Source organism: Winogradskyella immobilis, assembly GCF_021887715.1.
Taxonomy (GTDB): domain Bacteria; phylum Bacteroidota; class Bacteroidia; order Flavobacteriales; family Flavobacteriaceae; genus Winogradskyella; species Winogradskyella immobilis.
Map to the genome: position 1 here is coordinate 78,087 of NZ_JAIQXX010000009.1, position 15,687 is coordinate 93,773.

The following is a 15,687-nucleotide window of genomic DNA, read 5'->3' on the forward strand; positions in this document are numbered from 1 at the left end:
TTTCTGATTAATAAAAATGATGCGGTTTGCCATTAAATAACAAACTTAAAATATTTAACGACCCAATTTACGGTTTTATTACCATTCCAAATGCTTTAATTTTTGACCTTATAGCGCATAAATATTTTCAAAGACTACGTCGAATAAGTCAAATGGGCTTATCTTACTTAGTTTATCCTGGTGCACATCATACAAGATTTCATCATGCTTTAGGATGTATGCATTTAATGCAGAAGACAGTAAATGTGCTTCGTTTTAAGGGAGTTAATATTTCTGAAGACGAAGAAGTTGCGCTTTATATAGCTATACTTTTGCATGATATAGGTCATGGTCCATTTTCTCATGCTATGGAGCATAGTATTGTAAATGGAATATCTCACGAAACGATTTCGCTTCATTTTATGGAGAAGCTTAATGAAGAGTTTAACGGAAGTTTAACTTTAGCTATAAAGATATTTAAAGGAGAATATCACAGAAAATTCATGTACCAATTAATTTCTAGTCAGCTAGACATGGATAGAGCAGATTATTTAAAACGTGATAGTTTTTATACTGGAGTAGCTGAAGGCAATATAAATAGTGAACGTTTAATAACAATGCTCAATGTTGTTAATGACGAGATTGTAGTAGAAGAAAAAGGGATTTATAGTATTGAAAAGTTTTTGGTAGCTAGACGTTTAATGTATTGGCAGGTTTATCTACATAAAACAGGTTTAGTGGCAGAGCAATTATTAACTAGAGTGCTAAAACGTGCAAAAGAATTGAGTAATATGGGTGTTTTACTCACTGCTAGCGAACCATTACAATACTTTTTGAATACAGATATAAATTCCGAAAACTTTACAATGGATAGCTTAGAGGTGTTTTCAAAGTTAGACGATTATGATATTATCTCAGCAATGAAATCATGGCAATACCATGAAGATTTCGTACTAAGAAATTTGTGCGAAATGATTATTAACAGAGATTTGTTGAAAATTAAATTAAAGAATAAACCTATAAAAACTTCAGATTTAGAAGGTCATTCTCAAGCTTTAATTGTAAAATATGGCATTACTAAGTATGAAGCAGATTATTTTGTATTTAAAGGAAGTATTTCAAACCAAGCATATCAAATTAAAAAACAACACATAAACATTCTATTAAAAACGGGGAAAATTAAAGATATTGTTAAGGTTTCAGATCAATTAAATTTTAAAGCATTGAGTAAACCGGTTACAAAATATTATATATGTTATCCTAAAAACAAAATGTGATACATTTTTTCTATTTTTGTCTCAACCAAAATTTAGACATAAAACTAATCATTTGAAATTCACGGCGCAGCAAATTGCAGGTATACTAGAAGGAGAAGTTATAGGTAACCCCAATATTGAGGTATCAAAACTAGCTAAGATAGAAGAAGGAACTCAAGGTTCACTAACCTTTTTAGCAAATCCTAAGTATAAATCCTACATATATAAAACTCAGGCATCTATAACAATAGTAAATTCTGATTTCGAACCTGAAGAACGTTTAACGACTACTTTAATAAAAGTTGAAGATGCTTATAAAGCATTTTCTAAATTACTAGAATATTATAATCAAGTAAAAAACAATAAATCAGGTATAGAAGAGCCAAGTTTTAGAGCAGACACAGCAATTTATGGTGAAAATGTATATTTAGGAGCTTTCTCATACTTAGGAGAGAATGTCGTATTAGGGGATAATGTAAAAATTTATCCTAATTCCTATATAGGAGATAATGTAAAAGTTGGAGACAATACAACTGTTTTTTCAGGGGTTAAATTGTATTCAGAAACGATAGTTGGAAATAATTGTATTATTAATTCAGGTGCTATTATTGGAGCTGATGGTTTTGGGTTTACACCAGATGAAAATGGAGAATTTCAAAAAATACCTCAAACAGGCAATGTTATTATAGAAGATAATGTAGATATAGGTTCTGCGACAACTATAGATCGTGCTACTTTAGGATCTACTATCATTAGAAAAGGAGTGAAATTAGATAATCAAATTCAAATTGCACACAATGTAGAAATTGGTGAAAACACTGTTATTGCAGCACAAACAGGTATTGCAGGTTCTACTAAAATTGGCAAATATTGCATGATTGGTGGGCAAGTAGGAATTGCTGGACACTTAACAATTGGTGATAAAGTTAAAGTACAAGCTCAAACAGGTATTGGACACCGTGTAAAAGATGGAGAAAAATTATATGGTTCTCCAGCTATTGATTATGGAAATTATGTTAAATCATATGTACACTTTAAAAATTTACCTAAAATTGTTAAAACTGTTAATGATTTAGAAAAGAAAATAAATGGGAATAGTTAAAACAGAATTTAAACAGAAAACCATTGAAAATGAAGCAACACTAAAAGGTGTTGGCCTTCATACAGGAGCCCAAGTTACATTAACATTTAAACCTGCGCCTGAAAACTCAGGGTTTTCATTTAAACGTGTCGATTTAGAAGGTAGCCCTATAATTGCTGCTGATGCTAATTATGTAACAAATACACAAAGAGGAACTTGCCTAGAAAGAAATGGTGTAACCATACAAACATGCGAACATGTTTTAGCTGCTTTAGTAGGCTTAGATATCGATAATGCTATTGTAGAATTAGATGCATCTGAACCTCCAATAATGGATGGTTCTTCTAAGTTTTTTATTGAAGCTATAGAGTCAGCTAATGTTATTGAGCAATCTGCATTTAGAGAAGTATTTGTTATTAATGATATAGTTTCATATACAGATGAAGAAACGGGTAGCGAAATTATAGTAATGCCATCAAAAGAATACCAAATTACTACTATGGTAGATTTTGGTACTAAAGTTCTAGGCACTCAAAACGCAACATTAAATCATTTATCTGATTTTAAAGACGATATAGCAGACTCCAGAACGTTTAGCTTTTTACATGAATTAGAAATGCTTCTAGAGCATGGATTAATAAAAGGTGGTGATCTTAATAATGCTATTGTATATGTTGATAAAGAAATTTCACCAGAAACAGTTGACAAACTTAAAATAGCTTTCAACAAAGATAGTATTGCAGTTAAACCAAATGGTATTTTAGACAATTTAACATTGCATTACCCTAATGAAGCTGCAAGACACAAATTACTCGATGTTATTGGAGATTTAGCATTAATAGGCACAAGAATTCAAGGAAAAGTTATTGCAAATAAACCAGGTCATTTTGTGAATACACAATTCGCAAAAAAAATGAGTAAAATCATTAAGAACGAAAGGCGCAATAATGTACCAATTGTAGATTTAAATGCTAAACCATTAATGGATATCAATAAAATAATGTCAATGTTACCGCATCGACCTCCATTTTTATTGGTTGACAAAATTTTCGAATTATCCGATACTCATGTTATAGGTATTAAAAATGTAACAATGAATGAACCATTTTTTGTTGGACATTTTCCTGGAGCTCCAGTAATGCCTGGTGTTCTACAAATAGAAGCAATGGCACAAACAGGAGGTATTTTAGTATTAAGCACAGTGCCAGATCCAGAGAATTACCTTACTTATTTACTAAAAATAGATAATGTAAAATACAAACATCAAGTAGTACCTGGTGATACTTTGATCTTTAAATTAGATTTAATGCAACCTATAAGAAGAGGTATCTGTCAAATGCACGCAAAAACTTATGCTAATGGCAAATTAGTAAGTGAAGCAGAAATAATGGCGCAAATTGCAAAAGTTAAAAACAACTAAAAATGAATCAACCCTTAGCATACGTGCATCCTGGAGCTAAAATAGCTAAGAATGTAGTTATTGAACCTTTTACAACAATAAATAACAATGTTACTATAGGAGAAGGAACATGGATTGGTAGTAATGTTACCATAATGGAAGGAGCTCGCATTGGAAAAAATTGTAATATCTTTCCTGGAGCAGTAATTTCTGCTGTTCCTCAAGATTTAAAATATAATGACGAAGATACTACTGTAGAGATAGGCAATAATGTTACCATTAGAGAATGTGTTACAATAAATAGAGGAACAACAGATAAAATGAAAACCGTTATTGGTAATAACTGTTTAATTATGGCATATTGCCATATAGCACATGATTGTATTGTGGGTAACAATTGCATCTTTTCTAATAATAGTACACTCGCAGGTCACATAAATGTAGGTGATTATGTTGTATTAGCAGGTATGACCGCAGTACATCAATTCTGTTCTATTGGTAATCATGCATTTGTAACAGGTGGTTCTTTGGTAAGAAAAGATGTACCACCTTATGTTAAGGCAGCAAGAGAGCCATTATCGTATGTAGGAATTAATTCTGTAGGATTAAGACGTAGAGGATATACTACAGAAAAAATAAGAGAGATTCAAAGTTTGTACAGAATATTGTATCAAAAAAATTATAACAATACACAAGCTTCAGAGATTATTGAAGCAGAAATGGAAGCGACACCAGAACGCGATGAGGTGCTTCAATTTATTAAAAATTCTCATCGAGGTATTATGAAAGGATATTTCAAATCAAATTAATAGAACAAGATATAAGTATATGGCAAGCACATCAGATATTAGAAACGGACTTTGTATTCGATATAATCATGATATATTCAAAATTATAGAGTTTTTACATGTAAAACCAGGTAAAGGTCCAGCATTTGTAAGAACAAAATTAAAGAGTGTTACTACAGGTAAAGTAGTTGATAACACCTTTTCTGCGGGACATAAAATTGAAGAAGTAAGAGTAGAAACACATAAGTTTCAGTATTTATATAATGATGGAGATACATATCATTTTATGAATACTTCAGATTATTCTCAAATTCAACTTCAAAAAGCAGTTTTGGATTCACCAGATTTAATGAAAGAAGGTGAAGTTGTAACTGTACTAATTAATACAGAAGATGACTCTCCGTTATCAGTAGATTTGCCTGCAAGTGTTATTTTAGAGGTTACGCATACAGAACCTGGCGTAAAAGGAAATACAGCAACTAATGCAACTAAGCCTGCGACTGTTGAAACCGGAGCTTCAGTAAATGTACCATTATTTATAAATGAAGGAGATAAAATTAAAATAGAGACTGACAAAGGAACGTATAAAGAACGCGTAAAAGACTAAGCATTGAAATTTCCTAGACAATACACATTAAAAGAAATAGCAGAAATCATTAACTCTAATTATGTTGGACTTGATGATTTTACTGTTTTAGGCATGAACGAAATTCATGTTGTTACACCAGGTGACATTGTTTTTGTAGATCATCCTAAATATTACAATAAAGCTTTAAATTCTGCTGCTACAATTATTTTAATTAATAAAGAAGTAGAATGTCCAGAAGGTAAAGCTTTACTAGTATCCGATGACCCATTTAGAGATTTTAATACATTGACCAATCATTTTAAACCGTTTCAGGTTTCTAATTCTATAATTTCTGACACAGCAGTTATAGGCGAAAACTCGGTTATTCAACCTAATACATTTATAGGACATAATGTGCAAATTGGTAAAAATTGCACCATACATTCTAATGTTAGTATATACGATGATTGCATTATTGGAGACAATGTAACACTACACGCAGGTGTGGTATTAGGAGCTAATGCATTTTATTATAAAAAACGTGAGGATGGTTATGACCGCTTAAAATCTAGTGGTCGTGTTGTTGTTAAAGACAATGTCGATATAGGAGCGTCATGTACTATAGACAGAGGCGTTACAGCAGATACTATAATTGGAGAAGGCTCTAAACTTGATAATCAAATTCAAATAGGGCATGATACGGTAATAGGTAAAAAATGCCTAATAGCTTCACAAACAGGAATTGCAGGATGTGTTATTATAGAGGATGAAGTAACTATTTGGGGCCAAGTAGGCATAACAAGTGGTATTACTATTGGTAAAAAAGCAATAGTTTCTGCAAAAGCTGGAGTAAGTAAATCCCTAGAAGGAGGAAAACATTACTTTGGTATTCCTGCTGAAGATTTTAGGACTAAATACAAAGAATTAGCTTCAATTAAAAAAATTCCTGAAGTTCTAGAAAAGTTAAAAAACTTATAGAGAATTGTATTATAGTGTTAATAGACGTTAAAGCGATTCACTATAGTATATATCCGTTAATAAAATTTTAAAAAGCAGTCGTAAATAAGTCTTAAAACTCTTACTTTTGCACCTTTAAATGAAAATTAAAAAACATGAGCGTTTTAGTAAATAAAGATTCAAATATTATAGTTCAAGGTTTTACTGGTAGTGAAGGTACTTTTCATGCTGGTCAAATGATAGAATATGGAACAAATGTTGTAGGTGGAGTTACGCCAGGAAAAGGTGGGCAAACCCATTTAGATCGTCCAGTTTTTAATACAGTTGCTGAAGCTGTAGAAAAAGTTGCTGCTGATACAACAATCATTTTTGTGCCGCCAGCATTTGCTGCAGATGCTATTATGGAAGCTGCAGAAGCAGGAATTAAAGTTATTATTACAATAACAGAAGGTATTCCTGTTGCAGATATGATAAAAGCATCAGATTACATAAAAAATAGAGATTGTAGATTAATTGGTCCTAATTGCCCAGGTGTAATTACGCCAGGTGAAGCCAAAGTAGGAATTATGCCAGGTTTTGTATTTAAAAAAGGTAAAATAGGTATTGTGTCTAAATCAGGAACATTAACTTATGAAGCTGCTGACCAAGTCGTAAAACAAGGTTTAGGGATTACCACAGCAATAGGTATTGGTGGAGATCCAATTATTGGCACAACAACTAAAGAAGCTGTAGAATTATTAATCAACGACCCAGAAACTGAAGCTGTTGTTATGATAGGTGAAATAGGTGGTCAATTAGAAGCCGATGCTGCAAATTGGTATAAAGCCAGTGGAAGCAAAAAACCTATTGTAGGATTTATTGCTGGAGAAACAGCACCTGCTGGACGTACAATGGGACATGCTGGAGCTATTGTTGGTGGAAGTGATGATACTGCTCAGGCTAAAAAACGAATTATGAGAGAATGTGGAATTTACGTTGTAGATTCTCCTGCAGAAATAGGAAAAAAAGTAGCTGAAGTTATAGGCTAGTATTTTTATAAAAATTGTTAAAAACCTTACAAAATCTTGTGAGGTTTTTTTATTTGATGCAATTTGTAATTCATATATTTGAAAGTAATCAACTATAGTAAATCTATAGTTTTTATAGTACAATAAATATAACGACATGAAACTATTAGAAGGAAAAACGGCAATTATAACTGGTGCTAGTAGAGGCATTGGTAAAGGTATAGCAGAGGTATTTGCGCAACACGGTGCAAACATTGCTTTTACATATAGTTCTTCTGCGGAAGCAGCAAATGCTTTAGAGAACGATTTAAATGCTCAAGGAATTAAAGCCAAAGCTTATCAGAGTAATGCTGCAAGTTTTGATGAAGCGCAACAATTAGCTGAGAATGTTTTAACTGAATTTGGAGGCATAGATATTTTAATAAATAATGCAGGCATAACAAAAGATAATCTCCTTATGCGTATGGGAGAAGAAGATTTTGATAAAGTAATAGAAGTTAATTTAAAATCTGTTTTTAATATGACCAAAGCTGTACAACGCACCATGTTAAAGCAGCGTAAAGGTTCTATTATAAATATGAGTTCTGTGGTTGGCGTAAAAGGTAATGCTGGTCAAACTAACTATGCGGCATCTAAAGCCGGAATTATTGGGTTTTCTAAATCTGTAGCTTTAGAGTTAGGCTCTCGTAATATTAGAAGTAATGTTATTGCACCAGGATTTATAGAAACAGAAATGACAGCAAAACTAGATGAAGATACCGTAAAAGGGTGGAGAAATGCCATTCCATTAAAACGTGGTGGCTCACCTGAAGATATTGCTAACGCCTGTGTGTTCTTGGCGAGTGATTTAAGTGCATACGTAACAGGTCAGACACTAAATGTAGATGGAGGAATGCTTACCTAATTATAAATTAGGGTAATTTAAAGAATGCAAACAGATACAATTATCTATATAATTATTGCTGGAATTACGGCGCTTTTATTAGCGCTGTTTCAGTATATGTATAAATCTAAAAGACAATCAAAACTTAATTATATACTAACGCTTTTGCGGTTTATTTCAATTTTCGGAATTTTAATTTTATTAATTAATCCAAAATTTGAAACTACAAGTTTTTACGATGTAAAACCTAATTTAGTTATTGCACTAGACAATTCTGAATCTGTAAAATATTTAAAACAAGATCAGAAAGCAAAAGATTTATATGATCAGTTAATTTCTAATACAGATATACAGAACCATTTTAATGTAATCTCATACACGTTCGGAAAAAATTTTAAAACCATAGATTCTATAACATTTAATGAAAATCAATCCAACTTGTCCGAGGTGTTTAAAAGCCATTCCGAAGTTTATAAAAATACCATTTCACCAATTGTTTTTATAACAGATGGGAACCAAACATTTGGATCAGATTACCAATACAGCGCTGCAAAATTAAAACAGCCTATATATCCAGTTATATTAGGAGACACTATAATATTTTCAGATTTACGTATCCAACAATTAAATGTCAATCGTTTTGCTTATTTAAAGAATAAGTTTCCTGTTGAGATTATTGCAAATTATAATGGAGTAGAATCTATAAATAGTATAATTCGTATTTATTCAGGTAATGCTGTTTTGTTTTCTAAACCAGTAGCATTTAGTGCTTCAAAAACTTCAGAAATTATAACAACAACTTTACCTGCAAATAATGTTGGAGTAAAAGCATATCGTGTAGAAGTTGAACCATTGACAAATGAACGAAATACAATTAACAATTCTAAAAATTTTGCTGTAGAAGTTATAGACCAAAAAACCAATGTAGCTATAGTGTCTGAAGGTTCTCACCCAGATTTAGGAGCGCTTAAAAAATCTATAGAAACTAATGAACAACGTAGCGCAACCATTTTAAGTCCTTCAGAATATTTAAGTAAAATAAATGATTTTCAATTAGTAATTTTATTTCAGCCTAATAATTCATTTACAGAAATTTTGACGGAAATTAAACGCCTAAAGCTAAATACATTTACTATTACAGGAAAAACAACAAATTGGAACTTATTAAACACATCTCAAGATTATTATAAACAAGAAATTACGAGTCAAACAGAAGATTATCAACCCAATTTAAATATTAATTATAGCACTTTTATAATAAACAACTTAGACTTTGAAAGCTATCCGCCATTGCATTCAGAATTTGGTCAAGTGTCATTTATTGTTCCTCAAGAAACCATTCTGTATAAAACTATAAATGGAAATATAACAAATGAATCTTTACTTAGTACATTTGAAATTAATGAACAAAAACATGCGCTTTTAAATGGTGAAGGTATTTGGAGATGGAGAGCACAAGCTTTTTTAAACTCTGAGAGTTTTAATGATTTCGATAATTTTATAGGAAAGCTTGTTCAGTATTTAAGTTCTAATAAAAAACGCAACCGTATTAATGCAGATTATAAGTCCTTTTATAATGGTAATGAAAGCATTAATATTAGTGCACAATTCTTCAATAAAAATTACGAATTCGATCCTAATGCCAATCTATTGATTACTTTAAAAAATGAAGATGACCAATCGATACAAAGTTTACCATTGTTATTAAAAAACACAAGCTATTCTATCGATTTAAGTGGTATTAATCCCGGTAATTATAATTTTACTATTAAAAACACGGACGAGCCTATTTCTATTTCGGGTCAATTTAAAATTTTAGAGTACAATGTGGAACAACAATTTTTAAATGCAGATGTGACAAAACTTAAAACATTAGCTACTAATAGTCAAGGCGAAAGTTTCTTTATAGATAGAACAGAGGCTTTAACGTCTAAATTGCTCAATGATAATCGATTTGCAACAATACAAAAAAGTACAAAAAGTAATATGCCATTAATTGATTGGCAATACCTTCTTGGTTTAATTGCATTAACCTTATCTTTGGAGTGGTTTATAAGAAAATATAACGGACTAATTTAAAACTAAAAAAAATGGAAAAGTTACCAAAGATTGGATTACCAATTTTAATTGTAGTAATTATAGGTGTTATTGTCATAGCAAAATCAGCAACAACTATAGACTCTGGTGAAGCAGGAGTATTATTCGAAACATTTGGAGATGGCGTAGTTACTGATGAGCCTCCAATGAGTGAAGGTTTTCATATTGTAGCGCCTTGGAATAAAGTATTTGTTTATGAAGTACGTCAGCAAGAACTTTTCGAAAAAATGAAAGTATTATCATCAAACGGGTTAGAGATTCAGATTGATGCATCAGCTTGGTATGAGCCTGTTTATGACGAATTAGGGAATCTTCATCAATCTCTAGGTCAAAATTATTTACAGCGTGTTATTCAGCCTGCTATACGTTCAGCAGCACGTAGTGTAATTGGACGTTATACACCAGACGATTTGTATTCTACTAAACGTGACGCTATTCAAGTTGAGATTTATGAAGAAACTAAAAAGATACTTGACAAACAGTATGTTCAATTAAATGAAGTATTAGTAAGAGATGTAACACTACCTCCTACAATTAAAGATGCTATTGAGCGTAAATTAAAGCAAGAACAAGAATCTTTAGAATATGAGTTTAGGTTGGTTACAGCAGCTAAAGAAGCAGAAAAAGTAATTATTGAAGCACAAGGTAAAGCTGACGCCAACCGTATTTTAAGTGCGTCTTTAACAGATAAAATTTTACAAGATAAAGGTATTGAAGCAACTGTAAAATTAGCGGAATCTCCAAACAGTAAAGTTATTGTTATAGGTTCTGGTGAGAGCGGATTGCCAATTATTCTTGGTAATCAATAACGTTAACAGAAATTTAATAAGTTGGAATTAGGATTTATACACTAATTTTTACGATCTTTGCACAGCAAAAAAAGAAACATGACTTTTATTCATTTACATCATCATTTTCATACTAGCTTTCAAGCGAGTTGATCATGTATTGAATAAAATCAAGACATATATAAAAACCCGTTTGAGTTATCAGATGGGTTTTTTATTTTTTAAAATTCATGATGTCTTAAACATTAAACCAACCGTTAATTCGGTAAAATTATGAGTAAATTAAAAATCGCAGTACAAAAATCAGGACGCCTTAATGAAGACTCCATGCGTATTTTAAAGGAAGTTGGTATATCTATAGATAATGGTAAAGATCAACTTAAAGCATCCGCAAGAAATTTCCCACTAGAAGTCTTCTATCTTAGAAACGGTGATATTCCTCAATATTTAAGAGATGGAGTAGTAGATGCGGCTATTATAGGTGAGAATGTATTAATAGAAAAAGGGAATGACCTCAATATTATAGAACGTCTTGGGTTCTCTAAATGTAAAGTTTCAATTGCGGTGCCTAAATCGTCTACTGCAAAAACTTTAAAAGATTTAGAAGGTAAACGTATAGCAACATCCTATCCAAATACAGTCAATCAATTTTTAGATAAGGCAAGTATAGATGCGCAATTACATATTATTAACGGCTCAGTTGAAATTGCACCAAATATTGGTTTAGCAGATGGCATTTGTGATATCGTATCTAGTGGAAGTACGCTGTTTAAAAATGGATTAAAAGAAATAGAAGTTTTATTAAAATCTGAAGCTGTTTTAGCTACTTCTCCTCGTATTTCTCAAGAAAACCAGACCATTATAGATCGCTTACAGTTTAGATTGCAATCGGTATTAAAAGGACGAGCAAATAAATATGTTTTACTTAATGCGCCTAACGATAAACTAGAAGAAATTATAAAAATATTACCAGGAATGAATAGCCCAACAGTATTGCCTTTAGCAAAAGAAGGTTGGAGCTCATTACATTCGGTGATTAATAAAAATGATTTTTGGGAAGTTATAGATGAATTAAAAGCAAAAGGTGCCGAAGGCATTTTAGTTTGTCCAATTGAAAATATGGTGCTTTAGTATGTTCAATTTGTTTCAATATCTCATAACATGATAATATGAAAACGATTAAATTCCCAAAAAGAGAAGATTGGTCAGAGATCTTAAAAAGACCTACACAAACTGTAGATGATATTGAGTCGACTGTAATTAAAATCTTTGATGATGTAAAAAATGATGGAGATAAAGCCATTGCAAAATATACTTCAAAATTTGATGGTGTTATTTTAGATGATAATAGTGTTACTGAAATTGAAATAGAGAATGCGATTAATGCCATTCCAGAAAATTTAAAATCAGCCATTCAACTTGCTAAATCAAATATTGAAGCATTTCATAGAGCACAAAAAACAGGAAGAGTTTTTGTAGAAACGCTCAATGGTGTAGAATGCTGGCAAGAAAAACGTCCTATAGAAAAAGTAGGGTTATATATCCCTGGCGGAACAGCGCCATTGTTTTCTACGGTATTAATGTTAGCAGTACCAGCAGTTATTGCGGGTTGCAAAGAATTAATTTTATGCACACCACCAAATAAAGAAGGAAAAGTAGCAGATGCCATTTTGTATACAGCACAGCTTTGTGGAGTGACTAAGATTATTAAAGTAGGAGGAATACAAGCTATAGCAGGTCTTACATTCGGAACCGATAGTATTCCTCAAGTGTATAAGATTTTTGGACCAGGAAATCAATTTGTAACGGTAGCAAAACAATTGGCTACAAAATATGGAGTTGCTATTGATATGCCTGCTGGCCCAAGCGAATTATTAATAGTCGCTGATGATTCTGCAAATGCGTCTTATGTAGCTTCAGATTTGTTAAGTCAGGCAGAACACGGAACAGATAGTCAAGTCATTCTAGTATCTACTTCAAAAAACTTAATAGAAGCTGTAGCGAGTGAAATACAAACTCAACTCATAGAATTACCAAGAAAAGCAATCGCAGAGAAAGCCATTTCTAATTCAAAATTTATATATGTTGAAGATGATAAAACGGCATTAGATTTAATAAACATGTATGGACCAGAACATTTTATTATCTGTTGTACAAATGAAGATGTATATATAAATGGAATTGTAAATGCAGGTTCTGTTTTTATAGGTAATTATACACCAGAAAGTGCAGGTGATTATGCTTCTGGGACAAACCATACATTACCAACTAATGGATATAGCAAAGCGTATTCAGGAGTAAACCTAGATAGTTTTACAAAAAGTATGACTTTTCAGAAAATATCTAAAAACGGTCTCCAAAACATTGGTAATGCTATAGAATTAATGGCAGAAGCAGAAGGATTATATGCGCATAAAAATGCAGTAACATTACGATTAAAAGACCTGAAATCATGAATATAGAAGGTCTAATAAGAGAAAATATTAAGGATTTACAGCCGTATTCATCGGCTAGAGATGAGTTTAAAGACATGTCTTCAGAAATGGTTTTTATTGATGCTAATGAGAATCCGTTTAATACAGGATTGAATCGTTATCCAGATCCGCAGCAGAGTTTGGTGAAAGAAGAACTATCAAAAATTAAGAGTGTTTCTAAAGAACAAATTTTGTTAGGGAATGGAAGTGATGAAGTATTAGATTTAATTTTTAGAGTGTTTTGCGAACCAAAACAAGATGCTGCCATTGCTTTACCACCAACATACGGAATGTATAAAGTGTTAGCAAACACTAATGCTGTTGAATTAGTTAATATCCCGCTATTAGAAAGTTTTCAACCCAATGTAGATACAATTTTAAATGCTCAAAACAAAGAAACTAAATTGTTGTTTTTGTGTTCGCCAAACAATCCTACAGCTAATAGTTTCGAAGCTAAAAAAGTGGAAAAATTGATTAGAGAATTTCAAGGGATCGTAGTTATTGACGAAGCCTATATCGATTTTTCTACTCAAGAAAGTTGGTTAAGCCGCTTAAATGAATTCTCAAACCTAATTGTTACGCAAACCTTATCAAAAGCCTATGGTTTAGCAGGTATTCGTTTAGGAATATGTTACGCTTCAGAGGAAATCATTTCAATATTGAACAAAATCAAGCCTCCATATAATGTCAACCAACTAACACAAGAAGTAGCATTAAAGGCATTACAAAATACTGTAAAAACAAAAGAAGAAATAGCAATAATTATTTCGGAAAGAAATCAATTAATCATCGATTTAGAAAATATTGAATTGGTAGAAAAAGTATATGCATCAGACGCAAACTTCTTGTTAGTAAAAGTAGATGATGCTAACCAACGTTACAATCAATTAGTAAAACAAGGCATTGTAGTCCGTAATAGGAGTAATCAAATTTTATGTAAAAACTGTTTACGTTTTACAGTAGGTACAAAAATGGAGAATGAGAAATTGATAGAAGTATTAAAAGAATTAAAATAAATGTCATTCCGACAGAGCTGTCAGACTGAGCTTGTCGGAGTCAAAGTGACGAGGAACCTCTTAAATAGATTCCTCTTATACATTCGAAATGACAATAAAATAATGAAACATTAAAAATATCCTGAAATAAATTCAGGATTCATAACAAGTTATGAAGAAAGTATTATTTATAGATAGAGACGGAACCTTGGCCATAGAACCACCTGTAAATTATCAACTAGATAGTTTTGAGAAATTAGAATTCTACCCAAAAGTGTTTCAATATTTAGGGAAGATAGCCAAAGAATTAGACTATGAATTGGTTATGGTAACCAATCAAGATGGTTTGGGGACAGATAGTTTTCCTGAAGACACCTTTTGGCCAGTACATAACTTCTTAATCAAAACTTTTGAGCAAGAAGGTATTGTTTTTACTGAACAAATCATCGATAAAACATTTGCTAAAGACAATGCTCCAACTCGCAAGCCAAATACAGGATTACTAACACAGTATTTTTCTGATGTGTACGATCTAACAAACTCATTTGTAATTGGAGATCGTATGACAGATATTGAATTGGCTAAAAATATAGGATCAAAAGGCATTTTTATTAATAATAACAATAAAGAAGGAGATGATGAATTAACGATGAGTAAAAATGATTTAGAACAATGTATAGCTTTAGAAAGCAACGATTGGTCTAAAATCTATGAGTTTTTAAAAGTACAAGACAGAACAGGAAGTATTACGCGTAATACTAATGAAACAAAGATTCAAATTGATTTAAATTTAGATGGAACTGGTAAAAGTGATATTTCTACAGGAATTGCATTTTTTGACCATATGTTAGATCAAATAGCCAGGCATGGACAATTAGATTTAATTTTAAAAGTTGATGGAGATTTAGAAGTAGATGAACACCATACTATTGAAGATACAGCAATTGCTTTGGGTGAAGTATTTGCAGAAACTTTAGGTAATAAATTAGGAATAGAACGCTATGGTTTCTGTTTACCAATGGATGATTGTTTAGCGCAAGCTGCAATCGATTTTGGAGGACGCAATTGGTTGGTTTGGGAAGCAGATTTTAAAAGAGAAATGGTAGGAAAAATGCCAACAGAAATGTTTTTTCACTTTTTTAAATCATTTACAGATGGTGCCAAATGTAATTTAAACATCAAAGCAGAAGGAACTAATGAACATCATAAGATAGAAGCTATTTTTAAAGCTTTTTCAAAAGCAATTAAGATGGCTGTAAAAAGAGATGTAGAGAAAATGATTTTACCATCAACAAAAGGAATGTTGTAAAGAGTTTTGTCATTCTTGCATAGACAAGAATCTCATGATAATATAAACAATAAAAAGATCTTTTCCGGATAACTATCGGGATTGACAAAAAAAGTTAATGAAATAA

The 15,687-nt window shown here is 31.6% G+C and carries 14 protein-coding genes; all 14 read left to right on the plus strand.

Annotated features, from left to right (window positions below; genetic code table 11):
- Positions 1-26: 26 nt before the first annotated feature.
- The 14 genes from K8Z87_RS08405 (at position 27) to hisB (ending at position 15,581) form a co-directional block, all read left to right on the plus strand.
- Entirely contained in the window at positions 27-1,256 is a 1,230-nt protein-coding gene (locus K8Z87_RS08405) for an HD domain-containing protein (RefSeq protein ID WP_227477056.1), read from the plus strand.
- A 52-nt stretch (positions 1,257-1,308) separates the two neighbouring features.
- Positions 1,309-2,337 (plus strand): UDP-3-O-(3-hydroxymyristoyl)glucosamine N-acyltransferase, encoded by a 1,029-nt coding sequence (gene lpxD, locus K8Z87_RS08410; protein WP_227477057.1) that lies wholly within the window; start codon positions 1,309-1,311, stop codon positions 2,335-2,337.
- Entirely contained in the window at positions 2,324-3,736 is a 1,413-nt protein-coding gene (locus tag K8Z87_RS08415) for a bifunctional UDP-3-O-[3-hydroxymyristoyl] N-acetylglucosamine deacetylase/3-hydroxyacyl-ACP dehydratase (RefSeq protein ID WP_227477058.1), read from the plus strand. Before lpxD ends, K8Z87_RS08415 begins: the two co-directional genes overlap by 14 nt.
- A gap of 2 nt (positions 3,737-3,738) precedes the next feature.
- Positions 3,739-4,524, plus strand: a complete 786-nt coding sequence (lpxA, locus tag K8Z87_RS08420) for an acyl-ACP--UDP-N-acetylglucosamine O-acyltransferase (RefSeq protein ID WP_227477059.1) — start codon at positions 3,739-3,741, stop codon at positions 4,522-4,524.
- A 19-nt stretch (positions 4,525-4,543) separates the two neighbouring features.
- On the plus strand, positions 4,544-5,110 hold the full coding sequence (gene efp / locus K8Z87_RS08425; protein WP_227477060.1) for an elongation factor P: 567 nt from the start codon (positions 4,544-4,546) through the stop codon (positions 5,108-5,110).
- 3 nt (positions 5,111-5,113) lie between these two features.
- On the plus strand, positions 5,114-6,049 hold the full coding sequence (locus K8Z87_RS08430; protein WP_227477061.1) for a UDP-3-O-(3-hydroxymyristoyl)glucosamine N-acyltransferase: 936 nt from the start codon (positions 5,114-5,116) through the stop codon (positions 6,047-6,049).
- A 134-nt stretch (positions 6,050-6,183) separates the two neighbouring features.
- Complete coding sequence (sucD, locus tag K8Z87_RS08435) at positions 6,184-7,056, plus strand: succinate--CoA ligase subunit alpha (protein ID WP_227477062.1); 873 nt, start codon at positions 6,184-6,186, stop codon at positions 7,054-7,056.
- Positions 7,057-7,192: 136 nt separating this feature from the next.
- Positions 7,193-7,939 (plus strand): 3-oxoacyl-[acyl-carrier-protein] reductase, encoded by a 747-nt coding sequence (fabG, locus tag K8Z87_RS08440; protein WP_227477063.1) that lies wholly within the window; start codon positions 7,193-7,195, stop codon positions 7,937-7,939.
- Between the two features lie 24 nt (positions 7,940-7,963).
- Entirely contained in the window at positions 7,964-9,997 is a 2,034-nt protein-coding gene (locus K8Z87_RS08445; protein ID WP_227477064.1) for a VWA domain-containing protein, read from the plus strand.
- An 11-nt stretch (positions 9,998-10,008) separates the two neighbouring features.
- Positions 10,009-10,824, plus strand: a complete 816-nt coding sequence (locus K8Z87_RS08450; protein ID WP_227477065.1) for a prohibitin family protein — start codon at positions 10,009-10,011, stop codon at positions 10,822-10,824.
- Between the two features lie 252 nt (positions 10,825-11,076).
- Positions 11,077-11,934, plus strand: coding sequence for an ATP phosphoribosyltransferase (hisG, locus tag K8Z87_RS08455; protein WP_227477066.1), 858 nt, complete (start codon positions 11,077-11,079; stop codon positions 11,932-11,934).
- Positions 11,935-11,972: 38 nt separating this feature from the next.
- Positions 11,973-13,259, plus strand: coding sequence for a histidinol dehydrogenase (hisD, locus tag K8Z87_RS08460; RefSeq protein WP_227477067.1), 1,287 nt, complete (start codon positions 11,973-11,975; stop codon positions 13,257-13,259).
- On the plus strand, positions 13,256-14,293 hold the full coding sequence (gene hisC, locus K8Z87_RS08465) for a histidinol-phosphate transaminase (protein WP_227477068.1): 1,038 nt from the start codon (positions 13,256-13,258) through the stop codon (positions 14,291-14,293). The genes hisD and hisC overlap by 4 nt, the downstream gene beginning before the upstream one ends.
- A gap of 151 nt (positions 14,294-14,444) precedes the next feature.
- Positions 14,445-15,581: a bifunctional histidinol-phosphatase/imidazoleglycerol-phosphate dehydratase HisB gene (gene hisB, locus K8Z87_RS08470; RefSeq protein ID WP_227477069.1), complete on the plus strand. Its 1,137-nt coding sequence runs from the start codon at positions 14,445-14,447 to the stop codon at positions 15,579-15,581.
- The last annotated feature ends 106 nt before the right edge of the window (positions 15,582-15,687 follow it).